This window comes from Micromonospora sp. NPDC049497, from assembly GCF_044465805.1.
In the GTDB taxonomy this organism is placed as follows: Bacteria; Actinomycetota; Actinomycetes; order Mycobacteriales; family Micromonosporaceae; genus Micromonospora.
On sequence record NZ_JBITMC010000001.1, the window covers coordinates 607,423 to 633,026 of the forward strand.

General features: G+C 73.6%; 29 protein-coding genes. 16 read left to right on the forward strand and 13 right to left on the reverse strand.

The features are described 5' to 3' along the window. The first annotated feature begins 31 nt into the window (after window positions 1–31). Window positions 32–565, forward strand: coding sequence for a DUF1360 domain-containing protein (locus ACIBR0_RS02835; protein ID WP_396712365.1), 534 nt, complete (start codon window positions 32–34; stop codon window positions 563–565). Window positions 566–631: 66 nt separating this feature from the next. Here the strand turns inward: ACIBR0_RS02835 and ACIBR0_RS02840 are convergent, their stop codons facing one another. The 3 genes from ACIBR0_RS02840 to ACIBR0_RS02850 all read right to left on the reverse strand — a co-directional run bounded on the left by ACIBR0_RS02840 (window position 632) and on the right by ACIBR0_RS02850 (window position 2,401). Beyond that, window positions 632–826 carry a hypothetical protein gene (locus ACIBR0_RS02840; RefSeq protein WP_357041618.1) on the reverse strand — a complete coding sequence of 65 codons (195 nt, stop codon included), beginning with the start codon at window positions 824–826 and terminating at the stop codon, window positions 632–634. Between the two features lie 23 nt (window positions 827–849). After that, window positions 850–1,104 (reverse strand): hypothetical protein, encoded by a 255-nt coding sequence (locus ACIBR0_RS02845; RefSeq protein ID WP_396712366.1) that lies wholly within the window; start codon window positions 1,102–1,104, stop codon window positions 850–852. Window positions 1,105–1,315: 211 nt separating this feature from the next. After that, entirely contained in the window at window positions 1,316–2,401 is a 1,086-nt protein-coding gene (locus tag ACIBR0_RS02850) for a 3-deoxy-7-phosphoheptulonate synthase (RefSeq protein ID WP_396712367.1), read from the reverse strand. A 312-nt stretch (window positions 2,402–2,713) separates the two neighbouring features. On the opposite strand from ACIBR0_RS02850, the gene ACIBR0_RS02855 reads away from it, so the two are divergent. Together ACIBR0_RS02855 and ACIBR0_RS02860 are read left to right on the forward strand one after the other, a co-directional pair. After that, the gene (locus ACIBR0_RS02855) at window positions 2,714–3,868 is read left to right on the forward strand and encodes an alkaline phosphatase PhoX (RefSeq protein WP_396712368.1); all 1,155 of its coding nucleotides are present in this window, start codon (window positions 2,714–2,716) and stop codon (window positions 3,866–3,868) included. Window positions 3,869–3,971: 103 nt separating this feature from the next. After that, the gene (locus ACIBR0_RS02860) at window positions 3,972–4,187 is read left to right on the forward strand and encodes a hypothetical protein (RefSeq protein ID WP_396712369.1); all 216 of its coding nucleotides are present in this window, start codon (window positions 3,972–3,974) and stop codon (window positions 4,185–4,187) included. On the opposite strand, the gene ACIBR0_RS02865 is transcribed toward ACIBR0_RS02860, so the two are convergent. Continuing rightward, window positions 4,154–4,933 (reverse strand): phosphodiesterase, encoded by a 780-nt coding sequence (locus ACIBR0_RS02865; RefSeq protein WP_396712370.1) that lies wholly within the window; start codon window positions 4,931–4,933, stop codon window positions 4,154–4,156. The two genes, ACIBR0_RS02860 and ACIBR0_RS02865, sit on opposite strands and share 34 nt — an antisense overlap. Window positions 4,934–5,035: 102 nt before the next feature. On the opposite strand from ACIBR0_RS02865, the gene ACIBR0_RS02870 reads away from it, so the two are divergent. From ACIBR0_RS02870 to ACIBR0_RS02890, 5 genes are all read left to right on the forward strand, one after another. Further along, window positions 5,036–6,328: a M16 family metallopeptidase gene (locus ACIBR0_RS02870; protein ID WP_396712371.1), complete on the forward strand. Its 1,293-nt coding sequence runs from the start codon at window positions 5,036–5,038 to the stop codon at window positions 6,326–6,328. After that, window positions 6,325–7,671 (forward strand): M16 family metallopeptidase, encoded by a 1,347-nt coding sequence (locus tag ACIBR0_RS02875; RefSeq protein ID WP_396712372.1) that lies wholly within the window; start codon window positions 6,325–6,327, stop codon window positions 7,669–7,671. Before ACIBR0_RS02870 ends, ACIBR0_RS02875 begins: the two co-directional genes overlap by 4 nt. 406 nt (window positions 7,672–8,077) lie before the next feature. Next, window positions 8,078–9,103, forward strand: a complete 1,026-nt coding sequence (locus ACIBR0_RS02880) for an aspartate-semialdehyde dehydrogenase (protein ID WP_396712373.1) — start codon at window positions 8,078–8,080, stop codon at window positions 9,101–9,103. A 26-nt stretch (window positions 9,104–9,129) separates the two neighbouring features. Next, the gene (locus ACIBR0_RS02885; RefSeq protein ID WP_396712374.1) at window positions 9,130–9,570 is read left to right on the forward strand and encodes a PPOX class F420-dependent oxidoreductase; all 441 of its coding nucleotides are present in this window, start codon (window positions 9,130–9,132) and stop codon (window positions 9,568–9,570) included. An 81-nt stretch (window positions 9,571–9,651) separates the two neighbouring features. After that, window positions 9,652–10,068, forward strand: a complete 417-nt coding sequence (locus ACIBR0_RS02890; protein WP_357034849.1) for a CBS domain-containing protein — start codon at window positions 9,652–9,654, stop codon at window positions 10,066–10,068. Window positions 10,069–10,122: 54 nt separating this feature from the next. On the opposite strand, the gene ACIBR0_RS02895 is transcribed toward ACIBR0_RS02890, so the two are convergent. Then, window positions 10,123–11,226: a DNA glycosylase AlkZ-like family protein gene (locus tag ACIBR0_RS02895; RefSeq protein ID WP_396712375.1), complete on the reverse strand. Its 1,104-nt coding sequence runs from the start codon at window positions 11,224–11,226 to the stop codon at window positions 10,123–10,125. A gap of 184 nt (window positions 11,227–11,410) precedes the next feature. Between ACIBR0_RS02895 and ACIBR0_RS02900 the strand changes: the two genes are divergently transcribed. The 5 genes from ACIBR0_RS02900 to ACIBR0_RS02920 all read left to right on the forward strand — a co-directional run bounded on the left by ACIBR0_RS02900 (window position 11,411) and on the right by ACIBR0_RS02920 (window position 16,383). After that, window positions 11,411–11,785, forward strand: a complete 375-nt coding sequence (locus ACIBR0_RS02900; RefSeq protein WP_396712376.1) for an SCP2 sterol-binding domain-containing protein — start codon at window positions 11,411–11,413, stop codon at window positions 11,783–11,785. Further along, entirely contained in the window at window positions 11,785–13,848 is a 2,064-nt protein-coding gene (locus ACIBR0_RS02905) for a glycogen debranching N-terminal domain-containing protein (RefSeq protein WP_396712377.1), read from the forward strand. The genes ACIBR0_RS02900 and ACIBR0_RS02905 overlap by 1 nt, the downstream gene beginning before the upstream one ends. A 106-nt stretch (window positions 13,849–13,954) precedes the next feature. After that, complete coding sequence (locus ACIBR0_RS02910; protein ID WP_396712378.1) at window positions 13,955–14,713, forward strand: lysophospholipid acyltransferase family protein; 759 nt, start codon at window positions 13,955–13,957, stop codon at window positions 14,711–14,713. An 81-nt stretch (window positions 14,714–14,794) separates the two neighbouring features. Further along, the gene (locus ACIBR0_RS02915; RefSeq protein WP_396712379.1) at window positions 14,795–15,397 is read left to right on the forward strand and encodes a cysteine hydrolase family protein; all 603 of its coding nucleotides are present in this window, start codon (window positions 14,795–14,797) and stop codon (window positions 15,395–15,397) included. Between the two features lie 5 nt (window positions 15,398–15,402). Then, window positions 15,403–16,383, forward strand: a complete 981-nt coding sequence (locus ACIBR0_RS02920; RefSeq protein ID WP_357036416.1) for a DJ-1/PfpI family protein — start codon at window positions 15,403–15,405, stop codon at window positions 16,381–16,383. On the opposite strand, the gene ACIBR0_RS02925 is transcribed toward ACIBR0_RS02920, so the two are convergent. From ACIBR0_RS02925 to ACIBR0_RS02945, 5 genes are all read right to left on the reverse strand, one after another. After that, window positions 16,265–16,990, reverse strand: coding sequence for a hypothetical protein (locus ACIBR0_RS02925; protein WP_396712454.1), 726 nt, complete (start codon window positions 16,988–16,990; stop codon window positions 16,265–16,267). The genes ACIBR0_RS02920 and ACIBR0_RS02925 overlap by 119 nt on opposite strands. Before the next feature lie 135 nt (window positions 16,991–17,125). After that, entirely contained in the window at window positions 17,126–17,839 is a 714-nt protein-coding gene (locus ACIBR0_RS02930) for a response regulator (protein ID WP_396712380.1), read from the reverse strand. Next, entirely contained in the window at window positions 17,812–19,041 is a 1,230-nt protein-coding gene (locus ACIBR0_RS02935; protein WP_396712381.1) for a hypothetical protein, read from the reverse strand. The genes ACIBR0_RS02930 and ACIBR0_RS02935 overlap by 28 nt, the downstream gene beginning before the upstream one ends. Further along, on the reverse strand, window positions 19,031–20,206 hold the full coding sequence (locus ACIBR0_RS02940; protein WP_396712382.1) for a sensor histidine kinase: 1,176 nt from the start codon (window positions 20,204–20,206) through the stop codon (window positions 19,031–19,033). Before ACIBR0_RS02940 ends, ACIBR0_RS02935 begins: the two co-directional genes overlap by 11 nt. A gap of 139 nt (window positions 20,207–20,345) precedes the next feature. Beyond that, entirely contained in the window at window positions 20,346–20,735 is a 390-nt protein-coding gene (locus ACIBR0_RS02945) for a VOC family protein (RefSeq protein WP_396712383.1), read from the reverse strand. A 327-nt stretch (window positions 20,736–21,062) separates the two neighbouring features. Between ACIBR0_RS02945 and ACIBR0_RS02950 the strand changes: the two genes are divergently transcribed. Continuing rightward, a complete protein-coding gene (locus tag ACIBR0_RS02950) occupies window positions 21,063–21,815 on the forward strand; it encodes an HAD family hydrolase (protein ID WP_396712384.1) in 753 nt (250 codons plus the stop codon). On the opposite strand, the gene ACIBR0_RS02955 is transcribed toward ACIBR0_RS02950, so the two are convergent. Beyond that, window positions 21,776–23,089, reverse strand: coding sequence for an MFS transporter (locus ACIBR0_RS02955; protein WP_396712385.1), 1,314 nt, complete (start codon window positions 23,087–23,089; stop codon window positions 21,776–21,778). The genes ACIBR0_RS02950 and ACIBR0_RS02955 overlap by 40 nt on opposite strands. Next, a complete protein-coding gene (locus ACIBR0_RS02960) occupies window positions 23,086–23,694 on the reverse strand; it encodes a helix-turn-helix domain-containing protein (protein ID WP_357035469.1) in 609 nt (202 codons plus the stop codon). The genes ACIBR0_RS02955 and ACIBR0_RS02960 overlap by 4 nt, the downstream gene beginning before the upstream one ends. Before the next feature lie 65 nt (window positions 23,695–23,759). Here ACIBR0_RS02960 and ACIBR0_RS02965 point away from each other — a divergent pair, with 65 nt between their 5' ends. Further along, complete coding sequence (locus ACIBR0_RS02965; protein WP_396712386.1) at window positions 23,760–24,398, forward strand: LysE family translocator; 639 nt, start codon at window positions 23,760–23,762, stop codon at window positions 24,396–24,398. A 57-nt stretch (window positions 24,399–24,455) separates the two neighbouring features. Here the strand turns inward: ACIBR0_RS02965 and ACIBR0_RS02970 are convergent, their stop codons facing one another. Then, window positions 24,456–25,082, reverse strand: coding sequence for a histidine phosphatase family protein (locus ACIBR0_RS02970; RefSeq protein WP_396712387.1), 627 nt, complete (start codon window positions 25,080–25,082; stop codon window positions 24,456–24,458). A 146-nt stretch (window positions 25,083–25,228) separates the two neighbouring features. On the opposite strand from ACIBR0_RS02970, the gene ACIBR0_RS02975 reads away from it, so the two are divergent. Beyond that, window positions 25,229–25,603 carry a hypothetical protein gene (locus ACIBR0_RS02975; protein ID WP_396712388.1) on the forward strand — a complete coding sequence of 125 codons (375 nt, stop codon included), beginning with the start codon at window positions 25,229–25,231 and terminating at the stop codon, window positions 25,601–25,603. Window position 25,604: the final 1 nt, after the last annotated feature.

The window sequence follows — 25,604 nt, forward strand, 5'->3', positions numbered from 1 at the left end:
GGTGCGCTGATCAACGAGAACGAGGAGACCGGTGACCGACGTCAAGGAGAAGGTGGCGCGCCTGCGCCGGGCCTACGCACCGCACGAGCACCGCCCGATCGGCAGCTACCTGGTGGCGATGGGCACCTACGCCGGCGTGACCGCCACCATCGCCGGTGTGGTCAGGGCCACCGGACGGCCGGTGCCCGAGCGTCCCGCGCCGGCCGACGTGGTGCTGCTCTCCATCGCCACGCACAAACTGAGCCGGCTGCTCACCAAGGACGCGGTGACCAGCCCGCTGCGAGCCCCCTTCACCCGCTACGAGAAGCCGATCGGCAGCGGCGAGGTGATGGAGGAGGTCCGCGACTCCGGCAGCTCCGCCCGGCACGCGATCGGCGAGCTGCTGAGCTGCCCGTTCTGCCTCGCGGTCTGGGTGGCCACCGGCCTCACCGGCGGCCTCGTGCTGGCACCGCGGCTGACCCGCCTCGTGGCCACCGCGATGACCGCGGTCGCCGCGTCGGACTTCCTCCAGATGGCGTACGCGGTGGCGCAGCAGGCCGCCGAGGGCGACGACGACGGGGACTGATCCCCGGGACACGAGCGAAAGGGGCCGGCGGTTCGCCGGCCCCTTTCGTCGCGTCGGGTCGTACCGTCAGCTCTCCTCGCCGGACCAGCCGCGCGGAGACTCCTCCTCGCGCTCGTCAGCGTCGGCGCCGGTGACGATGTCCCGGTCCACCGCCGTACGGTCGTGCTCGTTGGCGAAGTCCGGCTCGGGCAACGTGTCCGTGCCCTCGGGCGGCTGGCCCAGGGCGGCGATCTTCTCGTGGTGCTCCTGGTGGTGGGACATCTCTTCTCCTTGTCGTCGCCCCGTCAGGTGACCGACCCGCCGAGCAGGTCGGCCGCCTCGTCCACCGCGTACTGGCCCTCGGGCAGGGCGGCGATCCGGGTGAGCAGCTCGGCCGGAAGTTCGGCCGCGACGGCACGGCGGTAGATGTCCCCCTGGCTGATCCGCTCCTGACCGTGGTACAGGTCCTCGAGCAGGTCGTCGAGGCGCCGTACGTCCGACTCGTCGGTCAGGGGCACGTCGGTCACGGGTCGCTCGGTCACGGGCGCGTCGTCGGTCACCCGATCCAGCTACCCGCCCCGATTCCCCCCAAACTCCGCACCCCCCGCCCCCCGCCCCGCTCCGCCCCCCCCGCCCCACCCCTTCCCGGGTTGATCAAGGGGTTTGCGTCAACGGGCCGGGTGTTCGTGACGCAAACCCCTTGATCAACCCGCCGGGTGAGGGGGGGAGGGGGGGGGGGGGGGGGGGTGGGGGGGGTGGTGGGGGTGGGGGTTAGGCGGGGGTGGGGAGGGTGGCTCGGCGGGTTCGGACTGACTGGGCGAGGTGGTTGAGGACCTCGGCCGTGGTGTCCCAGCCGATGCAGGCGTCGGTCACCGACTGGCCGTAGGTCAGCTCGCGGGTGGGGTCGAGGTCCTGGCGGCCGGGAAGCAGGAAGCTCTCCAGCATGATGCCGACGATGCCGCGCTGGCCGGCGGCGAGCTGCGCCGCCACGTCCGCCGCCACCGCCGGTTGGTTGCGGTGGTCCTTGCCGCTGTTGGCGTGGCTGGCGTCGACGACCAGCCGCTCCGGCAGCCCGGCCGCCCGCAGCAGGTCCAGCGCGCCGGCCACGGACTCCGCGTCGTAGTTCGGGCCGTCGTTGCCGCCGCGCAGCACCAGGTGCCCGTCCGTGTTGCCCCGGGTGTGCATGATCGCCGGGGTTCCGGAGAAATCGATGCCCGGGAAGACGTGCGGGACGCCGGCCGCCCGGATCGCGTCCACCGCCGTGGCGATGCTGCCGTCGGGGCGGTTCTTCATGCCGATCGGCATGGACAGACCGGAGGCCAGCTGGCGGTGCACCTGGCTCTCGACCGTACGGGCGCCGATCGCGCCCCACCCGACCGTGTCGGCGATGTACTGCGGGGTGATCGGGTCGAGGAACTCGCAACCCACCGGGAGCCCCAGGCGCAGCACGTCGATCAGGAGCGCCCGTGCCGTGCGCAGGCCGGTGTTGACGTCACCGGAGCCGTCCAGCCCCGGGTCGTTGATCAGACCCTTCCAGCCCACCGTGGAACGCGGCTTCTCGAAGTAGACCCGCATCACCACCAGCAGGTCGTCGGCGTGCCGGTCGGCGGCCTCCCGCAGCAGGTGCGCGTACTCGAGCGCGGCGGCCGGGTCGTGCACGGAGCACGGGCCCACCACCACCAGGAGACGGTCGTCGACGCGGTCCAGGACCCGGCCGACGGCACGCCGGTCGGCGAGGACGGCCGAGGCGAGCGAGTCGCCCAGGGGCAGGTCGTGGTGGAGCAGGGCCGGGGTGGTCAGCGGCACGACGCGGTCGATGCGCTGATCGCTGACCCGGTCGGTCTCCGGGGTCGTCACGGCGGGGTTCCTTCCGCCGACCGTGCCCGGGGCCGGCGCCCGGGTACGAGCCGGCTGCTCGTACGCAAAAGGGCAGGAACGAAAGCTCCTGCCCGGCCGGCTCGTCGTGCGGTGACGTCAGATCATGGTGAAGTCACCGGGCGAGCCGGCTGCCTAAACCATCGATACGAGCGCGTCACGTCGGCCAGCGTACCCGATTCGAGGCGTAGGCATCACCGGGTCGTCCGCAAAGCCTCGCCTCACGTTCACCTCCGTCGATGCGACCGCGGGTAGTTTCAGCGCCACCGAACGCTGTATCCCGGAGGTTTCCCGATGGACCGTCGTACCGTCCTGCGCGCCACCGTCGCCGGTGGCGCCGCCGCCTTCTCCGGCAGTCTCTGGGCCGGCGCCGCCCTCGCCGCCCCCGCCCAGCCCGGCAGCAGCCCCTACGGGCCGCTCCAGCCGGCCGACGCGCGGGGCATCCAACTCCCCGCCGGGTTCACCAGCCGGATCATCGCCCGGTCCCGGCAGACGGTGGCCGGCACCTCGTACACCTGGCACGACGCGCCCGACGGCGGCGCCTGCTTCGTCGCCGGCACCGGCTGGATCTACGTCTCGAACTCCGAGATCTCCGGCTCCGGCGGGGTGTCGGCGGTGCGGTTCAACGCCGACGGGAGCATCGCCTCGGCGTACCGGATCCTGTCGAACACCAACCGTAACTGTGCGGGCGGCGCGACGCCGTGGGGGACCTGGCTCTCCGGCGAGGAGGTCAGTCGCGGGTACGTCTACGAGACGTACCCGCAGGGCGGCAAGGCCGGCGTCCGGCGGGCGGCGATGGGACGGTTCACCCACGAGGCGGCGGCCTGCGATCCGGACCGCAAGGTGATCTACCTGACCGAGGACGAGTCGAGCGGCTGCTTCTACCGGTTCCGGCCGACCACCTGGGGCGACCTCTCCTCCGGCACCCTGGAGGTACTGGTCGCCGGCACGGCCACCAGCGGCCCGGTCACCTGGACGCGGGTCGGCGACCCGGACGGCTACCCCACCGCCACCCGCAGCCAGGTCTCGGGTGCGAAGAAGTTCAACGGCGGGGAGGGCTGCTGGTACGCCGACGGCACCTGCTGGTTCACCACCAAGGGCGACAACCGGGTCTGGGCGTACGACGCGGTCAACCAGCGGATCGACCTCGCGTACGACGACTCGCTGGTCTCCGGGACGGCCCCGCTGACCGGGGTGGACAACATCACCGGCGCCCGCTCCGGCGACCTGTTCGTCGCCGAGGACGGCGGCAACATGGAGATCGTTCTGATCACTCCGGACGCCGTTGTCGCGCCTTTCCTCAGGATCACGGGGCAGTCCTCGTCGGAGATCTGCGGGCCGGCGTTCTCGCCCGACGGCACCCGGTTCTACTTCTCCTCGCAGCGGGGCACGTCCGGCTCGTCCTCCGGCGGCATCACCTACGAGGTACGCGGCCCGTTCCGCTCCTGACCGGGTGTCGGTGTTAAGAGGGGTCCCCTGTACAACGCGAGGCGTTAACGGGGGGCCCTTCCTTTCACGCGTGCGGCGGGCGGGCGCGGGGTATGGGGCGGACATGAGTCACGAGCAGAGCGACCAGGAACGGGTCGAGTCCCGCGCGCACCTGCTGCCCGAGGAGGCGTCGGTCGGCAGCGACGACCCGGAGACCCAGGCGGAGGCCATCCTCGCCGAGTCGGACATCCGGGAGGCGGACCAGAACGTCGCACCGGACACCGTTCTGGAACGGCGTACCTCCGATCAGACGGTGACCGCCTCCGAACCCCCCGACTGAACCTCCGCCCCCCGCGCACGGCGGGAGGCGCGGTAGGTGTGCTCCCGCAGCCAGGCGATCGGTCCTGCCGCCCGCAACCCGGGCGGCAGGTTGCCGATCGGGTCGAAGGCCAACGCGGCGTCCGCGCGGGCGTCGAGCGGGGTACCGACGCGGACCTGCCCGAACGGCCGCCACGGCCCCACGGCGGACGCCACGGCGAGGATCAGGCTCGGGCCGTCCGCGCGGGCCGAGGCGGTCACCTCGTCGAGGTTCCGGCCCGGGTCGGCCGAGTCCGGGTCGGCCGAGTCCGGGTCGGCCGAGTCCGGGTCGGCCAGCGCCGCCAGGAACAGGCGCCGCCGCCCCGCCCGGAAGGACATGATCGAGCTGTACGTCCCGGCGAACCGACGCCGGGGCAGCGGCAGGTGACGCAGCACCGGTGCGGCGGCGCTGGAGCTGACCAGCAGGTCGTACGGGCGCTCCGGATCCCGGTGCAGCCGGACCGCGAGCCCCAGCACGTCGGGCCAGCTCCCCGGCGTGGGCACCCCCTTGGACAGCCGGACCGTCGCCGCGTACCGCCCCGGTCGGTCGATCAGCAGGACCCCGGTCGGCGGCCCGGACCGGCCCCACACGACGACCTCCCCGGTGAAGGAGCGGCCGGCCGGGTGCAGCAGCCGCCCATGACGCAAGCGGGTCAGGGCGGCGGTCGCGCGTTCGACGGCGGTGGCCGCCCGGTCGGTGGTCGTACGGGTTCCGGCGGCGATCGGCATGCCCTCCCGGTACCCGGGTGCCGGGTGTCGAAGCCTGCCGGTGCGGCACGCGGCGCGTCCGGCGTGTCCCCTTTCCGTCCGATGATCGGATAGCGTCGTGCCATGCCCGACAGCGGTTACCCCTGGCCCATCGAGACGACCCGACTGGACAACGGCCTGCGCGTGGTGGTGAGCGAGGACCGCACGGCCCCGGCCGTCGCCGTGAACCTCTGGTACGACGTCGGTTCCCGGCACGAGCCGCAGGGCCAGACCGGCTTCGCCCACCTGTTCGAGCACCTCATGTTCGAGGGCTCGCTCAACGTGGCCAAGACCGAGCACATGAAGCTGGTGCAGGGCGCCGGTGGCTCGCTCAACGCCACCACCAACCCGGACCGGACGAACTACTTCGAGACGGTCCCGGCCGAGCATCTGGAGCTGGCGCTCTGGCTGGAGGCCGACCGGATGGGCGGCCTGGTGCCCGCGCTGACCCAGGAGACGCTGGACAACCAGCGCGACGTGGTGAAGAACGAGCGCCGCCAGCGGTACGAGAACGTCCCCTACGGCGACGCGTGGCTGCGGCTGCTGCCGCTGCTCTACCCGCCGGGGCACCCGTACCACCACGCCACGATCGGGTCGATGGAGGACCTGAACGCCGCCGACCTGGCCACCTTCCAGGCCTTCCACACCACCCACTACGCGCCGAACAACGCGGTGCTGACCGTGGTCGGGGACGCCTCGGCCGCCGAGGTCTTCGCGCTCGCCGACAAGTACTTCGGCGCCATCCCCGCCCGCCCGGAGATCCCCTCCGCGCCGGACGGCTCGGTCGTCCCGGCCGGCGGGCAGCCCGCCGTGGAGACGGTCACCGCGGACGTCCCCGCGCCCCGCGTCTACATCGCCCACCGCACGCACGCCTTCGGCAGCGGCGGGTACGACGTGGTCACCGTGCTCGCGACCGTCCTGGGCAGCGGCCGGGGCAGCCGCCTCTACCAGCGGCTCGCCGACGGCGAACGGCTCGCGCAGCCGGACCTGGTGGGGGCGTACGGGGTGGACCTCGCGCACGCCCCCGCGCCGCTGATCGTCACCGCCACGGCCCGTCCCGGGGTGACCGCCGAGCGCCTGTCCACCGGGCTGGCCGAGGTCGTGGACGAGCTGGCCACCGTGCCGGTCACCGCCGCCGAGCTGGACCGGGCGAAGGCGCTGCTGAGCACCGCGTGGTGGCGCCAGATGTCCACGGTGGACGGACGCGCCGACACGCTGGGCCGGTACGCCACCCAGTTCGGCGACCCGGCGAAGGCGGCCGAACGGCTGCCGGCCTGGCTCGCGGTGACCGCGGAGCAGATCGCCGAGGTGGCCGCCGAGGTGCTGGCCGCCGCCGACCGGGTGACCCTGACCTACCTGCCCGAGGAGACCTCATGACCCTGATCGTCGACCGTCCCGGCCCGGGCACGTCCCGCCCGTACCGGTTCCCGCAGGTCGTGCGCCGGACGGTGGCCGGCGGGCAGGTCGTCGCCGCGCACCTGCCCGGGCAGAACCTCGCCGTCGCCCTGCTGCTGCTCGACGCGGGCGCGGAACGGGAGCCGACCGGCAAGGAGGGCCTGGGCGCGGTGCTGGCCAAGGCCCTGGAGGAGGGGACCGCGCAGCGGGACGCGACGGCGTACGCGCTCGCGATCGAGGCGCTCGGCACCGAGCTGGTCACCGGCCTGGACTGGGACTCGTTCCAGGTCAGTGTGCAGGTGCCGGTGGACCGGCTGGCCGCGGCCGTGGAGCTGCTGGCCGAGGCCGTGCGTACGCCGAAGCTGGACCCGGAGGACGTCCGGCGGGTCCGCGACGACGAGGCGACCGCGCTGCGGATGGACTGGGCCAACCCGGGTCCCCGGGCCGACGCGGCGCTGCGCGCCGACCTGTTCGGCGCGGAGAACCGGTGGGGCCGCCCGATGTACGGGGACCCGGACTCGGTGGCCGCCCTGGACGTCGAGGACGTCACGGTCTTCCACTCCGAGTGGTTCATCCGGCCCGGCACCCTCGTCGTCGCCGGCGACCTGGACCGGATCGACCTGGACGCGCTCGGCGCGGTGGCCTTCGCCGGCACCGGCGGCGGGCCCGTCGAGCGGGGCGGCCCGATCGCGGTGACGCCGCGCGACCGACGGCGGATCATCCTCGTGGACCGGCCCGGCTCGGTGCAGTCCACGCTGCGGCTGGGGCACCCGGCACCGCACCGGGCGCACCCGGACCACGTGCCGATGACGCTCGCCGGCACCGTGCTCGGCGGCGCGTTCACCTCGCGACTGAACCACCTGATCCGCGAGGTTCGTGGCTACACGTACGGCATCCGGGGTGACTTCGGCACGTCCCGCCGGTTCGGGCGGTTCGCCGTCAGCTCCGGCGTGCAGACCGCCGTCACCGCCCCCGCGCTGGTGGAGGCGGTCGGCGAGATCACCCGTACGCAGGAGACCGGGGTGACGGAGGACGAGCTGGCGGTGGCGCGGTCCTGGCGGGCGGGTCAGCTCTCGGTGGAGTTGCAGAGCCCCCGGGCGATCGCCGCGGCGCTGACCACGCTCGTCGTCCACGACCTGCCGGACGACTACCACGCCCGGCTGCGGGAGTCCCTGCTCGCCGCCGAGGTGGAGCAGGTGTCCGCGGCGGCCGCCACGCACCTGAGGCCGGGATCGCTCACCCTGGTGGTGGAGGGCGACGCGACCCTGATCCGGGACGAACTGGCCGCGACCGGCCTCGGCGACATCGTCGACCAGACGGGCTGAGCCGCGCGCGCCGCGCCCCCCGCGCGCCCCGCGCGCCCAAGATCCGCCCACTTTCACGGTAACAGTGCTCATTCCGCGCCCGGAGGCCACTCTTTCCGTGAAAGTGCCGGTAACCGGCGGGGTGGGGTGGGGTGGGGGGTGTGACGTGGGTCGCGTGGCGGCGGTCGGAGAGGGTTGGAGACGGGGCGTGGCGAGGTGGCGTGGCGAGGTGGCGTGGCCGGCGGATGCTGCGGTCGGTTGGACCGCCTGCTCGGGATCTTCCGGTCCGCGGGGCTGATCGGCGGTGTCGTTGCGGTTCGCCGGCCCAGCCGGGCGGCCAGCGGGGTCGCCGCCGGCGGTGTGACGGTGGTCCGGGCGGTGGGAAAGCGTTCCCGGTTGTGCCGCCCGGCTGGGTAGCCTCGCGGTCATGAGGATCGGCATTGTGGGGGCCACCGGCCAGGTCGGTGGCGTGATGCGGCAGGTGCTGGCGGAGCGGGAGTTCCCGGCGGAGCAGGTGCGGTTGTTCGCCTCGGCGCGGTCGGCCGGGCGCACCCTGCCCTGGCGGGACGGCGAGGTCACCGTGGAGGACGCGGCCACGGCCGACTACTCCGGGCTCGACATCGTGCTCTTCTCGGCGGGCAAGGGCACCGCGAAGGAGCTGGCGTCCCGGGTCGCCGAGGCCGGCGCGGTCGTGATCGACAACTCGTCGGCCTTCCGGATGGACCCGGAGGTGCCGCTGGTCGTCGCCGAGGTCAACCCGCACGCGGTGGCGAACCGCCCGAAGGGCATCATCGCCAACCCGAACTGCACCACGATGGCCGCGATGCCGGTGCTGCGCCCGCTGCACGACGAGGCGGAACTGGTCAGCCTGGTCGTGTCGACGTACCAGGCGGTCTCCGGTGCCGGCCTGGCCGGCGTGGCGGAGTTGGACGAGCAGGTCCGCAAGGTCGCCGAGCACGCCACCGGGCTCGCCTTCGACGGCGCGGCGGTGGAGTTCCCCACGCCCCGCTCGTTCGCCCGGCCGATCGCGTTCAACGTGCTGCCGCTGGCCGGCTCGATCGTCGACGACGGCTCCGCCGAGACCGACGAGGAGCAGAAGCTCCGCAACGAGAGCCGCAAGATCCTGGAGATCCCCGGGCTGAAGGTCTCCGGCACCTGCGTCCGGGTGCCCGTCTTCACCGGTCACTCGCTCCAGATCAACGCCCGGTTCGCCCGGCCGATCACCCCCCAGCGGGCCCGCGAGCTGCTCGACGGCGCGCCCGGCGTGGCGCTGAGCGACGTGCCGACCCCGCTCCAGGCCGCCGGTCAGGACCCGACCTACGTGGGCCGGATCCGCGCCGACGAGACCGTCGAGCACGGTCTGGCCCTTTTCTGCTCGAACGACAACCTGCGCAAGGGCGCCGCGCTCAACGCGGTGCAGCTCGCCGAACTGGTCGCGGCCGAGCGCCGCTGACCCGGGCATTCGACGCGGAGGACGTGATGGCGGACGAGAAGACCCAGCAGGCCCTGACCGACCTCATCGCCGGTCGGTGGCTGGGCGTGCTGGTCACCATCAAGCGGGACGGCCGTCCCCAGCTGTCCAACGTGGTCTACACCTTCGACCGGGAGGAGGGACTGATTCGGGTGTCGGTCACCGACGGCCGGGCCAAGACCGCGAACCTGCGCCGGGACCCCCGCGCCAGCTTCCAGGTCAGTAGCGACGACGGCTGGGCGTACGCGGTGGCGGAGGCCCGTGCCGAGTTGACCCCGGTGGCCGAGCGGCCGGACGACCCGACCGTGGGCGAACTTGTCGGGCTCTACCGGGCGGTCCAGGGGGAGCACCCGAACTGGGACGAGTTCCGGGCCGCCATGGTCGCCGAGCGGCGCCTGGTGCTGCGCCTGCACGTCGAGCGGATCTACGGCGTGGCCCCGCGCGGCTGACCTCGCCGGGCTCCGGAAGTCGGCGTTACCTGCGGCGGGGCGACGGGTAGACCGCGGTGCCGACACCGAGAGGGGAGCACCATGACAACGGTCGGAGAGTTCATGACGACCCGGTTGGTGACGATGGACGGCAACGACACGCTGACCGCCGCGGCCCAGGAGATGCGCGACAGTGCCATCGGCGACGTGGTGGTGACCGACGGCGACAACGTGGTCGGGATCGTGACGGACCGGGACATCACGGTCCGGGGCGTGGCAGAGAACATGGACCCGAACTCCACCATGCTGAACGAGATCACGAGCAAGGACGTGATCACGGTCAGTCAGTACGACGACGCGGTCGCCGCCGCGGACCTGATGCGGACCTACGCCGTACGCCGGTTGCCGGTCATCGACGACGGGCGCCTGGTGGGTCTGGTCTCCATGGGTGACCTGGCGGTCGAGCGCGAACCGCAGTCGGTGCTCGCCGACATCAGCGCCAACGAGCCGAACAACTGACCGTCCGACGCGGACGGGGCCGGCTCTCCGACGCGGAGGGCCGGCTTCCGTCGGTCACGGGCCGTCGACGTGGACGCGCGTCTCGGTGGCGCCGCGCGCTGCCGCCACCACCGCGGCCTCCTCGTCGAGGTGGCGGCGGGCCCGGGCCGGTAGCCGGCCGAACGGGCTGACCGTCAGGTCGAGGACGCCCCGGCCGGCCTGCTTCGCTCGCCAGGTGCCGGCGACGTCACCGTCCACCAGCACCGCGCCGGGACTGCCGATCATCCGCCACAGCTGTGACCGTCGAGCCTTCTCCGGCACCAGCACCTCCCGGTCCCGCGCCTGGAGGAACGGGTCGCCGGGCGGCAGCAGCCGGACCCCGGCCGGTGCCTCGGCGGCCCGCAACGCCGGCAGTTGCTCGGCCGGGAGCCACGCGCGCCGGCCGTCGACACGCACCTCCGCCAGGTCCTCCGGCCAGACCGGCCGGAGCGCGGTGGGGGAGGTGCCGAGGAAGGCGGCGACGTCGCCCGGTGTGGCCGGCCCGAGCAGCCGCAGCACCGTCCGCGCGAGCGCCGTCGTGCCCGTCGCCGCTTCGGGCGGCCCCGGCCAGCCGGCCAGCGGCGCGAGCGTCGTGGTGCGGCCGGACACCTCCAGGCGTACGCCGCCGGCGAGCCCGGCCTGCTGGAACAGTGACCCGGAGATGTGCCGTGCCTGACACGGGCCGCAGTCGTAGGTCAGCGCGGCGGGCACCCGGTCGCTGACCGCGCGGCTCACCTCGCCCTTGGCCATGGGGCCGGTGACTACCTGCGCGAACGCCCGCGCCGCCGCCTCGAACGCGCCCAGCCCCAGTGCGGCCCCGGTGCCGATCTGGCCGCTGATGCGACGCGCGGCGTCGGCGTCGTCGAACGGCCACAGGGCGGCGGCGAGTGCCGGCAGCCCGGCGCGACGGTGCAGGTGCGGGGCGCCGCGCATGGACCAGACCAGCTCCAGCCGGTCGTCGTCGGTGACCCCCCGGGCGGCGAGCGCCAGCCGGGCCGAGCCGTACGGCGTGTCCTGCACGCCCAGCGCCAGCACCGCGAGGTCACCGGGCCGGCGCACGGGCGGTCGGTGCAACTCCTGTGCGGCAGCCCGGTAGGCGAGCACCCCCGTGCGGCCCGCCTCCGGCACGTTCCCGGCCATCCTCACCCCCACCGTCGACGTTCCTCACGGACGCTACCGCCCTGCACCGACACCTCCGCGGAGGCGACTCACCCGATCCGGGCGAGGTTGACCCGGCACCGGACGGGGACCCGTGCTCGGACGTCGACACGCGGTGTGACGACGACCGGTGGGTGGGACGGGACCGACGGGAGGAGGGGACCCGATGGTGGACGCGACCATGCGGTTCTTCGAGGACCTGGACCGGCGGGGCTTTGAGCCTCTGCTGGCGAAGTCCTCGGGAACGTTGCGCTTCGACCTGCACGAGGGGGCGCGCACGGTGCACTGGCTGCTGAACGTCGACCGTGGCCGGCTCCAGGTGAGCCAGGAGGACCGGGAGGCGGACACGGTGGTCGGGACCAGCCCCGTCCTGTTCGAGGACCTCGCCGCCGGCCGGGAGCACGGACTCGCGGCCATCCTGCGCGGCGACATGACGATCTCCGGCGACGCGCAGTTGCTGATACAGGTGGAGCGGCTGTTCCCCGGTCACCCGGAGGCCCGAGGCCCCCGCCGGCGATTCGGCGACAGGGAGGACGGCTGATGGCCGGGAAGAACAACGTCCGGATCCTGGACGGCAGCACGTTCGTGGTCTCCGAGGAGACCGGGGACATCGAGGCGACGCCGATCGAACCGAGCGGGCTCTTCTCGCTCGACACGCGCTTCCTCTCGACCTGGGTGCTCACGGTCAACGGGGAGCGCCTCACTCCGCTCTCCTACGACGACCTGCAGTACTACGAGGCACGCTTCTTCCTGGTACCGGGGATGGCGACCCACTACGTCGACGCCAAGGTGTCGATCATCCGGGAACGGGCGGTGGGGGGAAGCTTCCGCGAGCAGCTGACCATCCTCAACCACGACGAGAAGCCCGTCGACCTGGAGATCCGGATGGAGGCGGCCGCGGACTTCGCCGACCTGTTCGAGGTGAAGGACGAGATCCTCAACAAGAAGGGCGAGACCTACACCGAGGTCGAGCCGGACCGGCTTCGTCTGGGCTACCGCCGGGGCAACTTCAAGCGGGAGACCGTCATCTCCTCCCAGGAGCCGGCCCGGTACGACAATCGCGGTCTCGCGTACACCGTCCACCTCGAGCCGAACGAACGGTGGGACGCCCAGATCGACGTGCAGACCTTCGCCCTGGGCCCGGGCGGCCGGGACCTGCGGATGGGGGTGCGCGCGCACGGCACCGAACGACTCGCCCTCCAGCAGGATCTGGAGGAGTGGCTCGCCGCCGCGCCCAAGGTCAACACCGAGCACGAGGAGTTGGCCAGGACGTACCGCCGCAGCCTCGTCGACCTGGCGGCGCTGCGTTTCTCGCCGCTCTCGCTCGGCGGCGCGACCCTGCCGGCGGCCGGACTGCCCTGGTTCATGACCATGTTCGGCCGGGACAGCATCTTCACCTGCCTCCAGACGCTGCCGTTCACCCCGGAGTTGTCGAAGACGACGCTGCGGATCCTGGCCGCGTTGCAGGGCACCCGGTTCGACGACTTCCGGGACGAGGACCCGGGCCGGATCCTGCACGAGATGCGCTACGGCGAGTCGGCCGCCTTCGAGGAGCAGCCGCACTCGCCGTACTACGGGTCGGTGGACGCCACGCCGCTGTTCCTGGTGCTGCTCGACGAGTACGAGCAGTGGACCGGGGACATCGCCCTGGCCAAGGAGTTGGAGCCGGAGTGCCGCCGAGCCCTCAAGTGGATCGACGACTACGCCGACCTGGTGGGCGGCACCGGCTACATCTGGTACGAGCGGCGCAACAGCGACACCGGCCTGGAGAACCAGTGCTGGAAGGACTCCTGGGACTCCATCTCGTACCGGGACGGCACGCTGCCGCCGTTTCCCCGGGCCACCTGCGAGGTGCAGGGGTACGCATACGACGCGAAGGTCCGTGCGGCCCGGCTGGCTCGGGAGTGCTGGGGCGATCCGGCCCTGGCCGACCAGTTGGAGCGGGAGGCGGCGGAGCTCAAGGAGCGGTTCAATCGGGACTGGTGGGTCGACGACGGCGGGTACTACGCCCTCGCGCTGGACCCGGACGGCCGGCAGTGCGACGTGCTCAGTTCCAACGTCGGGCACCTGCTCTGGAGCGGCATCGTCGACCACGATCGCGCCGAGAAGATCGCGCAGCACCTGGTGGGGCCGCGGCTCTTCTCCGGTTGGGGCGTGCGGACGCTGGCCGAGGGGGAGGTGCGCTACAACCCGGTCGGCTACCACAACGGCACGATCTGGCCGTTCGAGAACTCGTTCATCGCCTGGGGCCTGCGCCGGTACGGCTTCGGTGAGGAGGCCGCCACCCTCGCTAACGGCATCCTGGACGCCGCCACGTTCTTCAACGGGCGGCTGCCGGAGGCGTTCGGCGGCTACCAGCGGGAGCTGACCAAGTTCCCGGTGGAGTACCCGACGGCGTGCAGTCCGCAGGCCTGGTCCACCGGCACCCCGCTGCTGCTGCTGCGGACGATGCTCGGCCTGGAGCCGCACGAGGGACACCTCGCGGTGGCGCCCTGCCTGCCCGTCGGCATGGGCCGCATCGAGGTCCTGGACATCCCGGGCCGGTGGGGCCGGGTGGACGCGTTCGCCCGCGGCCGGCTCAACCTGCACAACCACGCCGGCTGAGCCCGACGACCGCCGGCCGTCCCCGTCCAGGGCGGCCGGCGGTCGGTGACGCCGAGGCAGGGCCTCGCCCTACGGTCCCGTAACTTACCCGGGGTAAAGTTGCCGGATGCCGGAACTCGTGTACCCGCCCGTCGTCGCCGCCGCCAAGGCGATGTTCCGGGTCCTCGACCTGAAGATCACCGTCGAGGGCGCCCACCACGTCCCGCGTACCGGCGGGGCCGTCATGGCCAGCAACCACGTCAGCTACCTGGACTTCATCTTCTGCGGGCTGGGCGCGCAGGAGTCGAAGCGGCTGGTGCGCTTCATGGCGAAGCAGTCGGTGTTCACGCACAAGGTGTCCGGCCCGCTGATGCGGGGCATGCGACACATCCCGGTGGACCGGCGGGCCGGCGCGGGGTCGTTCGCCTCCGCGGTCAGCGCGCTGCGGAGCGGCGAGGTGGTCGGTGTCTTCCCGGAGGCGACGATCAGCCGGTCGTTCCAGGTCAAGGAGTTGAAGAGCGGCGCGACCCGGATGGCGAGCCAGGCCGGTGTGCCGGTGCTGCCGGTGGCGCTCTGGGGTGGGCAGCGGCTGTGGACGAAGGGCCGCCCCCGCACCCTCACCCGCCGGCACGTGCCGATCACCATCATCATCGGTGAGCCGATGGACCCGACGGCGTACGAGGACCCGAACGTGATGACCGCGGACCTGAAGACCCGGCTGACCGCCCTGGTCGACCGGGCCCAGCGGGAGTACCCGGACTCGCCGGCCGGCCCGGACGACGCGTGGTGGCAGCCGCGCCACCTCGGCGGCACCGCGCCCACCCTGGAGGAGGCCGCCGAGTTGGAGGTCCGCCGCCGTGCCGCCGCCAAGGACCCCTGGGCCTGACCCGGCCGGTGACCGGATCGTTCCGCATCCCGGCAGGATGGTGCCTGGTCCGGCGGTCGCCGTCCGGTCAGGATTTCGGTCATGAGCAGAGCAGCACTCGTCGTGATCGACGTCCAGGAGTCCTTCCGGCAGCGCCCGATCTGGGCCCACGCCTCGCATCCGGACATCGTCGGGCAGGTGAACCGGCTGGTGGCGTACGCCCGGGGGCGTGGTGACCTGGTCGTCTGGGTCCTGCACGCCGAGCCGGGCACCGGAGGCGTCTTCGACCCGGCTGGTGGGCACGTGCGCCTCATCGACGGACTCGCCCCGGCCGACGGGGAACCGACGCTGGTGAAGACGTCGCACAACGCCTTCACCACCACCAACCTCCAGCAGGTGCTCACCCTGGCCGGCATCCGCGAGGTGACAGTCTGCGGCATCCGGACCGAGCAGTGCGTCGAGACCACCACCCGGGTCGGCTGCGACCTCGGCTACGAGATGACGTTCGTGACCGACGCGACGGTGACCTTCCCGACGCCGCACCGGAGCATGCCGGAGACCGCCACGCTGGCCGAGATGCTCGCCGACCCCCGCACCCTGTCGGCGGAGGACATGATCGCCCGCACCGAGTACGCCCTCGCCGGCCGCTTCGCCACCGTCCGCACGGTCGCCGAGGTGACCGGCGCGGTACCGGCCGGAGTCTGACGACCGTGGCCCGGGTCGTCTTCCTGCTGGTCCCGCAGTTGCACCTGCTGGACCTCGCCGGCCCGGCCCAGGTCTTCTCCACCGCCGCCGACCTCGGGTACGACTACCGGCTGCACTACGTCGCCGACCGTGCGGTGGTGCCGACCGTGCAGGGCGTGCCGGTGGTGGCCGACCTCCGGTGGCCCGAGCTGAGCCCCGACGACCTCCTCGTCGTACCCGGATGGCGACCTCGGGCGCACGGGCCGCAGGGGCCGGTCGGCCCCGAGGACCTGCGGCGGCTGGCCGCCCACCACGCGGCCGGCGGAACCGTCGCGAGCGTGTGCGCCGGGGCGTACGCCCTCGGCGGGGCCGGACTGCTCGACGGCCGGCGCTGCACGACGCACCACGACGTGCAGGACGACCTGGCCCGCCGGCACCCGGCGGCGCGGGTGGTCCGGGACGTGCTGTACGTGGTCGACGACCGGGTGGTCACCTCGGCGGGCATCGCCAGCGGCATCGACGTGGCGCTGCACCTGGTGGCGACCCGGCACGGCCCGGGAACGGCCGCGCGGATCGCCCGCACCCTGGTGGTGTACGCCCGCCGCAACGGCCACGAGCAGCAGACCAGCGCGATGATGCGGCACCGCTCGCACCTGTCCGACGTGGTGCACCGGGTGCAGGACCTCATCGACGGCCGGTACGCCGAGCCGCTGCCGCTGGCCGAGCTGGCCGCCGCCGGCGGAGTCGCCGAGCGGACGCTGACGCGCCTGTTCCGCCAGGCCACCGGCCTGACGCCGCTCGGCTACCAGCAGCTGTTGCGGGTGGAGAGGGCCGAGCACCTGATCGGGCACGGGACGACGGTCGAGTCCGCCGCCCGCACCGTCGGGTTCACCGATGCCCGGATGCTGCGCCGGCTTCGGGCCCGGGCCACGCCCGCTCGATCCGGTCCCGCCGGTAGTAGTCGTCCCGCGAGCGGAACTCCACCGGTAGCGACCCCGGCAGGGTGACCCGGCCGGCACCCTCGGGGAGCGCCGGCCGGGCACGCAGCGCCAGGACGTCCCGCTCCGGCGGGGAGAGGTCCACCAGCTCGGGGTGGGCGAGCCGGAAGGTGGCCACCGCCCGGCGTACCTGGCGGGCCAGCTCGGTGACCGCGTCCGCCGGGCCGGTCAGGGCGAGCGCCGGCTGCCGGATGGTACGCAGCGCGTCGCAGACGACCAGCAGCCGCGCGGTGCCGTCGGGTGTGGGCATCGACAGCTCCAACCGGGACGGCCACTGCCAGCGGACCTGGCCGCTGACCAGCCCGGGAAGCCGGACGGCGCGGCGGTGCCGGGGATCGGAGGCCGCGCCGACCACGGACAGCTGCGAGCCGGTGCCGGCGTACCCGATCCGCCGGTCGGTGACGCTCACCGCCACCGGCTCGGGCAGGCTCCAGCACCGCCACCCCTCGGTGGGGTCGAGCAGGTGACCCTCGGCGTGCAGCCGGTACCGACCGATCGTCCGCTCGCCCGACGCCAGGGCCAGCTCGTGGCGCCGGTCGAGGACGGGACCGACGTCGTCGTCCGGCGCGTCGAAGCGGTGCGGTGCGATGAAGAAGGGGGACGCGTCATCGTGCATCGTCACGACCTCCGGTGTGGACACCTCTGCGGAGGCCGGCGGAACCACGTCCCGCGCCGGGACTCGGCCCCGGGCACCCCTCAGCCCCTTACCCGTCGAGCCTCGCCCACCCCGGCCTGGCTGTCATGACGGCCGTTAGGGGGTCGGCCGGTCGTACCACGCCTGCGACCGGTAGGTGCCGATCTCCTCCGGCCGGACTAGGCCGTCCTCGATCGCCCGGGCGAGCAGCGCCGCCTTCGTGGCAGCCGGTCGCCCCGCCCGGGTGTACTTGATCCGCGCCCGGTCGACGTACTGCTTGACGGTGTGCTCGCTGATCCGCATCCGTCGGGCCACCGACGCCTTCGACATGGACTGGAACCACAGCAGCAGCGCCTCCCGCTCCTTGTCGGACAGGGCGGGCCGGTCCGGCCGGGGATCACCGACGATGGCACCGGCCAGGGCCGGCGGCACGTACGGGCGGTCGCTGGCGGCGGCCAGCACGGTCGCCACGCAGTGCTCGCGTCCCTCGTGCTTGGCGAGGAAGGCCACCGCGCCGGCGTCCAGCGCGGCGAGCATCGTCGCCGGGTCGGTGTGTTCGGAGTAGACCACCACCCGGCGCCCCGCGGCACTCAGCTCGGCGAGCTTGTCCAGCACCATCCGCCCGTGCAGGCGCAGGTCGAGCAGGACCACGTCGGCGTGCGGAGCGGCCCGCAGCACCTCGTCCGGGTCGTCGCCGGTGGCCAGCACGGTCAGCTGCGGCTCGGTGGCCAGCCAGGCGCGGACGCCCTCGACGACCACCGGGTGGTCGTCCACGATCGCCACGCCGATGGACCGCCCCCCGGTCACCGCCGCCACCGCGTCTGCGTCCATCGGATCTCCCCGTCCCGCTCCTGGAGGTGCTCCACCCGTGGGTCCCCGTCGGTGCCCGGCCCGGCGGTCGGGTCGTCGTCGGAGTCCGGGACGACGAGGCTGACCACCACCTCGTCCGCGTCGGCGACGACGGTCAGCCGGGCCCGGTCCCGGGCGTCGGCCAGCGTCGCGGTGAGCGGTTCGGCCAGCGCGCGGCGTACCTCCACCGGCAGGGGCGGGGGCGTGCCGATCGTCACCAGGTCGATCGGGACGCCCTTGCGCTCGGCCAGGTCGGCGGCCGCCCGCAGCTCGTGCAGCAGCGGGTCCGGTACGTCGTCGGACTCGGCGATCAGGCGGCGCAGCCGGGCGGCGGCCAGCACGCAGCGCCGCCGGACCGCCGGGTCGGTCGGGTCGGCCCGTCCGTCGGCCAGTTCCGCCAGCACCTCCTCGGCGGTGCCGCTGACCAGCGCGAGCCGTTCCCGACGCTCCTGCCGGGCCTGTTCGGCCGCGTCCCGCTCGGCGACCAGCGCGTACGCCGCCGCGGCCGCGCCGGCCCGGTTGCGGGCCAGCGCGGCGATCGCGGCGCTGCCGGCGAAGACCGCGACCGGCAGCGACGAGGTGCCGTAGACGTACATCGTGTAGCGCACCAGGTCGGCGGGCGCGGTCGCGCCGTGGACGAGCACCGCCACCAGCGCGATCACCGAGTGCGCGGCGAGCAGCACCAGCAGGCCGGTCACCCGGCGCCCCCACAGCACCAGCACGAAGAACCAGCCGAGTGTGCCCCACACCCAGTTCGCGGCGGTGAACAGCTGACCGTCGCCGGCCGCCGCGAACACCAGCGCGTCGACCACCAGCAGCAGTACGGCCAGCGGCCACGCGGGCAGCGGTTCGCCGCGCAGCAGCCGGAGCCCGGCGATCGCGCCGGTCACCGCCACCAGAGTCCAGCAGGCGAGCACCAGCGTCGGCCCGGCCAGGTCCGCGCGGGCGGCCAGCACCGCCGGCAGGCCGATCGCCGTGTGCCAGGCCAGGGCGATGACCACCGCGACGACCCGCGCGCCCCGGTCGGACGCGCTCGCCACGGCCGCCCCGACGTCCGCCCCGGCCGCGCCCTCCCCGGGTGTACGCGCCGCCAGCGCCGCCGTCGCGCCCTCGGAGTACGAGACGGGTGCGGCGTCGCCCAGGACCCTGGTCCCCGCCGTCGTCGGGTCGGTCTCAGTCGACATCGGACCACTCCAGCCGGATCCGGGTCCCGGCGCCGGGTCGGGACTCGACGTCGGCCCGGCCCCCGACACTCGCCATCCGGCCGCGTACCGACTCGCGCAGTCCGTACCGGTGGGCCGGGACGGTGGCCGGGTCGAAGCCGGGACCGTCGTCGGCGACCTCGACCACGACGGTGTCGGCGACCCGGCCCAGACGCAGTGCGGCCGTCGCGCCCGGCGCGTGCCGGACCACGTTGGACAGGGCGGCGTGGGCGCTCTCGGCGATGGCGTCGGCCACCGGTGCCGGCACCGCGCAGGGGGCCAGCTCGGCGGTGACCGGTAGCTCGGGCAGGCGCGCGAGCACCGCCCGCATCCGCTCGTCCAGCGACGTCGGCCCCTCCGGAGTCGACCGGGCGTCCGCCAGCGTGCCCAGAGCGCGCAGGTCCGCGGCGCACCGCTCCCGCAGCGCCGCCGACGGGCCGCTCACCGCGCCCAACCCGACCATGGTGAGGGTGGCCAGGACGGTGTCGTGCAGGTCCCGGTTCTGCTGCCGTTCGGCCTCGCGCGCGGTGCGGGCGACCAGCGTCTCGCGGGTGAGCCGCTGGTGGGCGGCGAAGGCGCGGTCGGCGCGGGCGATCCGACGACGCATCACCCCGGTCATCACCGCCGTGCAGACCACCTGCACCAGCAGCGTCGCGGCGTGCGCGGTCGCCTCGCCCCGGGCGCCGGCGGCCCCCGCACCGACGGCGTACGCGCCGGTGACCAGCAGGCCCGCCGGCACCGACCAGCGTACGGGCGTGGTGGCCTGCGCGTTGATCACCGTGGTGCTGGCCAGGACGGCGACCCAGCTCCCCTCGCCGGGCAGCACCTCGGGCGCCACCAGCACCGGGATCGCCAGGCACGTGACGGTGGTGAGGACGACGTCACCGGCTGCCAGCGGACCGGAGATGCCGTGCCGGAGGGCGCGGGCCGCGTACCAGACCGACCAGACGGTCAACGCCGTGACGGCCGGCACCAGCACCGCCGGCGCGACCGGTGGCGTCCACACCGACAGGGCCACCACCGCACCGACCAGCCCGCAGGAGAGCCGGAGCAGCGCCGGCAGCGTGGTGAAGATGAGGGTGAAGGCACCGCCCGCCGGGGTGTCCAACGTGGCGTGCGCCGGGATGGAGGCGGAAACGGCCGGCATCGAAGGGGACGTCCTTAGGCGAAACGACCCGCTCGGGGGTCCACGCGGCAAATCGACGCCGGAGAATAACACGAGCAGTGCAGGATGATCACGTACGGTGCGTGCGTTGTCGCCGATCCGTCAGGTGCCACGCCGTCGGTCAGCCCCGGGGCTGGATCAGGTCCCACCGGTTGCCGTACAGGTCCTCGAAGACCGCTACCGACCCGTACGCCTCGTGGCGTGGCTCCTCGACGAACCGCACCCCGGCCGCGCTCATCCGTGCGTGGTCACGGGCGAAGTCGTCGGTGTTCAGGAACAGGCCGACCCGGCCACCGGTCTGGTCGCCGACACGTTCGTGCTGCTCCGGGGTGGACGCGCGGGCGAGCAGCAACGCCGTCTCCCTAGCACCGGCGGGCCGGACCACCACCCAGCGCGAACCGTCCGGTCGGGGCGTGTCCTCCATCAGGTCGAAGCCGACCCGGTCGACGTAGAAGGAGATCGCCTCGTCGTAGTCGCGCACCACCAGTGCGACCAGTCCCAGATGTGCCACCCGGCCATTGTGCCCGTCCTGGCGGGTACCTGGTGCCGCCCGCCCCGTTGGACGATGCAGAGGTCGCGGACGTGAGGGCGGTCGCGGCGGCCAAGGTCGGCTCGGTTTCATTGAAGTCGGGGTATCCCGAGCGCTCCGACAACCCGACTTCAGTGAAGCCGAGTGGATCAAGGTCGGTCCGGAACCCCTAGACGGCTGCGGTAGGTTCGAGGAGCCCGATCCGGGGCAGCGGCACCAGTCCGCCACCCTCCTGGCCCGCCGGGGCGACAGCGACGGCCAGATCGTCGGCGAGCGGTTGCTGGCCGACGGTTGAGCGACGATGGGGGCATGCTGACCCCACCCCGTGCCCTCCTGCTGGACTTCGGCGGTGTCCTGGCGGACGCGCCCGCGCAGCCGCCCGCACCGCCTGAGCTGGTCGACCGCCTGTCCCGGCTGGTCGAGGGCGCGGTGCCTCCCGAGCGGATCGCCCGGGACCTCACTGAGGGCGCGCGGGCGTACGCCCTGTGGCGGGACGACGTCGGGAGGACCGGCGACCCGGTCGAGCTGCGCCACGGCCAGGTGTGGGCGGACTTCGTGACCGGGGCCTGGCCGCCGGCCGCGCGGGCCGCCGTCGAGCGGGAGGCGACCCCGCTGGCGTACGCGTGGACGTGGCGCGAGGAGTGGGCCGTGCGACCCGGCATCCCGGAGGCGTTGCGGTCCGCCGCCGACGCAGGCCTGCCGATGGCGGTGGTCAGCAACACGCTGTGCGGCGCCGCCCACCGCGACTTCCTCGCCGGCGCCGGCCTCGGCGACCTGTTCGCCGCCCAGTTCTACAGCGACGAGGCCGGCGTCCGGAAGCCGAACCCGGAGCTGGCGCTCCGCGCCGCCGAGGCAGTCGGCGTGCCGGTCGGTGAGTGCTGGTTCGTCGGCGACAGCGTGCACCGTGACGTCGCCTGCGCCCGCCGGGCCGGTGCCGCCGTGGTGGTCCTCATGCGGTCGCCCCGCACCGACCGGGAGCCGGCCCACCCCGCGCTGGCACCCGACGTGGTCGTCGAGGACGGTCACGGTCTGCGCGCGCTGCTCCGCTCGGCCGGGGGCTGATCGGGTGCCGCGTCGTCGATCGTGGCGACGTGCCGCACCGGGGAGGCGACCAGCCACAGCGCGGCCAGCATCCCGCCCACGCCGGCCACGACCAGGGTGGGCCGCAGCCCGAGGACCGTGCCGAGCGCGCCGCCGACCAGCGCGCCCACCGGGCGTACGCCGTAGTTGATCGCGGCGTACGCGCCGGCCCGCCGGCCCCGGGCGTCGTCCGGGGTGACCCGGGCGAGGAGGGCGTTGAGGTTGACGTCCATGAGCATCACACCGATGCCCGAGAGCAGCCCCGCGCCCGCCAGCAGCGTCACCTTCGCCCAGGTCGGGCCCGCGGCCAGGGCCGTCAGCGCCATTGGCGCGGGGAACAGGGCCGCTCCGACGATCGCGGTACGGCCCACACCGATCGCGCGGGAGACCCGGGGCGCCAGCGCCGCGCCCGCCAGCGCCCCGGCCGCACCGATGCCGAGGACGAAACCGATGGTGCCGGCGGACAGGCGCAGCTCGCGGCTCGCGTACAGGACCGACAGCGCGCTGGCCATCATCGTGAAGAAGTTGACGGTGGTGGTGCAGCCGAGCGCCGCACGCAGCACCGGGTGCCGCAGGACGAGCCGGAATCCGTCGCGCACCAGGGCCAGAGTGGACGACCGGGTCGGCGGCGGCGCGACCTCGGTGACCCGGATCCGCCCTACGAGCAGCGCGGACACCAGGAACGACACCGCGTCGACGAGGACCGCCACCGGGGCGGTCAGCGCCTGCACGAGCGCGCCGCCGACGGCGGGACCGGCGACGGACGAGCCGGCCCGGCTCAGGCTCAACCGGCTCGTCGCGGCCAGGTAGGCCGACGGCGGCACGAGGGCCACGAAGAACGACGGGTGCGCCAGGCCGGCCAGCACCGCACCGGCCCCGGTGAGGAGCGCGACGACCCAGAGGTGGGTCAGGGTGACGGCGTCGAGCAGGTACGCCACCGGCAGGCTGAGCAGCACGCCGGCCCGGACCAGGTCGGCGACGACGAGCAGGCGGCGCTTGTGGGTACGGCGGTCCACCCACGCGCCGACGACCATCCCGAGCAGGTACGGCGCCCAGATCAGCGCGGTCAGCACGCTCACCTGCCGGGGCGTCGCCGCCAGCACGGTGACCGCGATCAGCGGCAGGGCCAGCTCGGTGACGCGGTCGCCGACCTGCGAGATCGACTCGGCGATCCAGAACGTCCGGAAGCGCCGGTTGCCCCGGAGCCCCTCGGCCGGCGCCGCGACGGTGGCGGTCGTGGCGGTGGTGGCGCTCATGCCTCTGCCGGCTTGTCGGTCCCGTCGGTCCCGTCCGCCTCGGGCAGGACGTAGCGGAGGATCCGTACGCCACGGGCGTCCGCCGGCGCGTCCCGTTCCGTCCGTCGGACGTACGGGGCGAGGATCTTCTCGACCGCGTCCTCGATCTCCCGCAGCTCGTCGGCGGACACCCTGACGCGGGTGTTCGTCGTCCGGGCGAGCCGTCGCCACCCGGTGTCCAGGCGGGGCTCGTCGTCCATCAGCCACCGCTGGGGCAGCTCGGCGTATCGGGCGAGCATCTCCCCGCCCAACTGCCGGGCCGCGCTCTGCCCCTCGGGGTCGTCCGGCAGGTTGAAGCGGAAACCGCGCGCCGCCGCCTGCCACCAGCGCTCCCGCTTGCTGGTCGCTCCGTCCCAGTCCTTGACCAGGCCGAACGACGCCAGGTGCCGCAGGTGCCAGCTCAGCACCGACGGCGTGGCACCCACGTGCGGGGAGAGCTGGGTCGCGGTGGCCGGACCGTGCCGTTGGAGGTGCTCCAGGATCGCCAGTCGCACCGGATGGGCGAGGGCCCGGAGGGCCTGGGGATCGGTGATCTCGAAGTCCCCGTACGGATTAGTGAGAGACATCTTTCGAAAGTACTCTCTCACTTCCGGTCTGTCATCCTCCTCGGTGCGCGGCTAGCCTCGGCGTCATGACCTCGGTGTCCCACCTGCTGGCCTTCGCCGGCCTCATCCTGCTCGGCGCGATGTCGCCGGGACCGGACTTCGCGATGGTGGTCCGGCGCTCCGCGATCTCGGGCCGTACGCACGGGATGGCCGCGGCGGCCGGGATCGCCGCCGGAGTGTCCGCCTGGGCGCTCGCGGCGGCCCTCGGCGTCGCGGCCCTGTTCGAGGTGGCTCCCGTAGCGTTCACCGTGGTCAAGGTGGTCGGCGCCGGCTATCTGGTCTTCCTCGGCGTGGGCGCGTTGCGCGCGGCCCGACGTCCGGGTGGTCCGGAGGCCCTGCCACTCCCGGGTGCCGGCCGTGCCGACCGGCTGTGGGTCCCCTTCCGTGAGGGCCTGCTGTGCAACGTGCTGAACCCCAAGGTGGCGGTCTTCTTCGTCGCACTGCTCCCGCAGTTCTTCCCGGCCGACGCCGGTCTGACCGACAGCCTCGCCCTGTCGGCCGTGGCGGTTGTCGTCACCGCCGCCTGGTTCGTCGCCGTGGCGAACCTGGTGGCGGCGTTCCGGCGGGTGCTGGCCCGACCAGCCCTACGACGTGCCGTCGACGCGCTGACCGGGACCGTCCTCATCGGCCTGGGCGTTCGGCTGGCCCTCACCACCGCTCGGTAGGGCTCGCCCCTTCCGGTTGCGGGTGCCGCCGACGTGCGATCGCCTGCCGTCGCGTGGTCAGCCGACCTCACCGAAACGTCGCAGTGTCCAGCGCGGCGGCGGCCACCCGGTCGGATCGCCCTCGGTGGTCCACTCGGTGACCGAGGCGGGTGCGACTGCCAGGTCGAACGCCCGGAACAGCGGCTGCGCGGCCAGGGCGTGGAACGAGCTCTCGACCGTCTCGCTGTGCCCGACCAGCACCACCGTGCCGCCCCGGTGCCGGTGCGCGATGTCCATGATCGCGCGACCGGTGCGGACCACCAGCTCCGACCAGCTCTCGTTGCCCTCCTCGAACGGCCGGAACACCCCACCGCCGTGCACCGCCTGGTCGCGCTGGAACCGGCTCGTGGGCAGCCCGTCGGCGTCCGGCGGGACGTGCCAGGCACACAGTCCGCAGTGCTCCACCGGTTGGACGCCCAGCGTCGCGGCGATGAGGTGCGCGGTCTCCACGGCGCGGCGCAGCGTCGAGGAGTAGACCGCGACGGGGCCGGTGCCGGCGAGGTCGTCACCGAGTGCGTCAGCAAGGCGTTGCACCTGCCGGTGCCCGGTGTCGGTCAGCCCTCGGCAGCCCCGTGGGCCGCCCACGGTGCCGTCGACGTGGTGTACCGATTCGCCGTGGCGTACGAAGATCAGCCGGGTCGCCATCACGCCATCATCCACGAGCGCCGGACCGACCTCGACCCGTGCCGTGCCGGCGACTTGCGTGACTCGACGATGGTTGTCACATGACCCCGTCGCACTCCCGTTACGAGCCGCTCATGGCGCCACCCGCCGCCCCTGGGAGTTGGCGTGTGTGGCTTTTCGCGCTGGCCGGTGCCCTGCTCGTGGGTCTTGGCCTGTTCACCCTCGGCAAGGCGACCTATATCGACGCCCACGGAGTCACCGGTCGGGCCGAGGTGGTGGCGTCGACGGGCGGGCGCACCGCCTTCGTACGCGTCCGGCTCGCATCGGGACGGGAGACGAATCTCTGGGCGTGGACAGGAACTCCGGCACCCGGCACGACGATCGAGGTCGTCCACGTCGAGGAGCGGAACTGGACCAGGGACGCCCGCGTGTTCGCGCCGGCCTGGAAGCTCTGGCTCGACTTCGGTCTGGGACTCGGGTTCCTCGCCGGAGCTCAGGTCGAACGGGTCCGCCGTGCCCGGCGTGAGGCTCGATCGGACTGAA

Bases quoted from the DNA above. Each gene is read 5' to 3' on its own strand.
- ACIBR0_RS02905 (WP_396712377.1), top strand. From the start codon at position 11,785: ATGGCCGGGAAGAACAACGTCCGGATCCTGGACGGCAGCACGTTCGTG.
- ACIBR0_RS02930 (WP_396712380.1), bottom strand. From the start codon at position 17,839: ATGGACGCAGACGCGGTGGCGGCGGTGACCGGGGGGCGGTCCATCGGC.
- ACIBR0_RS02910 (WP_396712378.1), top strand. From the start codon at position 13,955: ATGCCGGAACTCGTGTACCCGCCCGTCGTCGCCGCCGCCAAGGCGATG.
- ACIBR0_RS02935 (WP_396712381.1), bottom strand. From the start codon at position 19,041: ATGTCGACTGAGACCGACCCGACGACGGCGGGGACCAGGGTCCTGGGC.
- ACIBR0_RS02895 (WP_396712375.1), bottom strand. From the start codon at position 11,226: ATGGCCGGGAACGTGCCGGAGGCGGGCCGCACGGGGGTGCTCGCCTAC.
- ACIBR0_RS02855 (WP_396712368.1), top strand. From the start codon at position 2,714: ATGGACCGTCGTACCGTCCTGCGCGCCACCGTCGCCGGTGGCGCCGCC.
- ACIBR0_RS02865 (WP_396712370.1), bottom strand. From the start codon at position 4,933: ATGCCGATCGCCGCCGGAACCCGTACGACCACCGACCGGGCGGCCACC.
- ACIBR0_RS02915 (WP_396712379.1), top strand. From the start codon at position 14,795: ATGAGCAGAGCAGCACTCGTCGTGATCGACGTCCAGGAGTCCTTCCGG.
- ACIBR0_RS02965 (WP_396712386.1), top strand. From the start codon at position 23,760: ATGACCTCGGTGTCCCACCTGCTGGCCTTCGCCGGCCTCATCCTGCTC.
- ACIBR0_RS02870 (WP_396712371.1), top strand. From the start codon at position 5,036: ATGCCCGACAGCGGTTACCCCTGGCCCATCGAGACGACCCGACTGGAC.
- ACIBR0_RS02950 (WP_396712384.1), top strand. From the start codon at position 21,063: ATGCTGACCCCACCCCGTGCCCTCCTGCTGGACTTCGGCGGTGTCCTG.
- ACIBR0_RS02925 (WP_396712454.1), bottom strand. From the start codon at position 16,990: ATGCACGATGACGCGTCCCCCTTCTTCATCGCACCGCACCGCTTCGAC.
- ACIBR0_RS02860 (WP_396712369.1), top strand. From the start codon at position 3,972: ATGAGTCACGAGCAGAGCGACCAGGAACGGGTCGAGTCCCGCGCGCAC.
- ACIBR0_RS02880 (WP_396712373.1), top strand. From the start codon at position 8,078: ATGAGGATCGGCATTGTGGGGGCCACCGGCCAGGTCGGTGGCGTGATG.
- ACIBR0_RS02960 (WP_357035469.1), bottom strand. From the start codon at position 23,694: ATGTCTCTCACTAATCCGTACGGGGACTTCGAGATCACCGATCCCCAG.
- ACIBR0_RS02970 (WP_396712387.1), bottom strand. From the start codon at position 25,082: ATGGCGACCCGGCTGATCTTCGTACGCCACGGCGAATCGGTACACCAC.
- ACIBR0_RS02890 (WP_357034849.1), top strand. From the start codon at position 9,652: ATGACAACGGTCGGAGAGTTCATGACGACCCGGTTGGTGACGATGGAC.
- ACIBR0_RS02955 (WP_396712385.1), bottom strand. From the start codon at position 23,089: ATGAGCGCCACCACCGCCACGACCGCCACCGTCGCGGCGCCGGCCGAG.
- ACIBR0_RS02940 (WP_396712382.1), bottom strand. From the start codon at position 20,206: ATGCCGGCCGTTTCCGCCTCCATCCCGGCGCACGCCACGTTGGACACC.
- ACIBR0_RS02885 (WP_396712374.1), top strand. From the start codon at position 9,130: ATGGCGGACGAGAAGACCCAGCAGGCCCTGACCGACCTCATCGCCGGT.
- ACIBR0_RS02875 (WP_396712372.1), top strand. From the start codon at position 6,325: ATGACCCTGATCGTCGACCGTCCCGGCCCGGGCACGTCCCGCCCGTAC.
- ACIBR0_RS02900 (WP_396712376.1), top strand. From the start codon at position 11,411: ATGGTGGACGCGACCATGCGGTTCTTCGAGGACCTGGACCGGCGGGGC.
- ACIBR0_RS02840 (WP_357041618.1), bottom strand. From the start codon at position 826: ATGTCCCACCACCAGGAGCACCACGAGAAGATCGCCGCCCTGGGCCAG.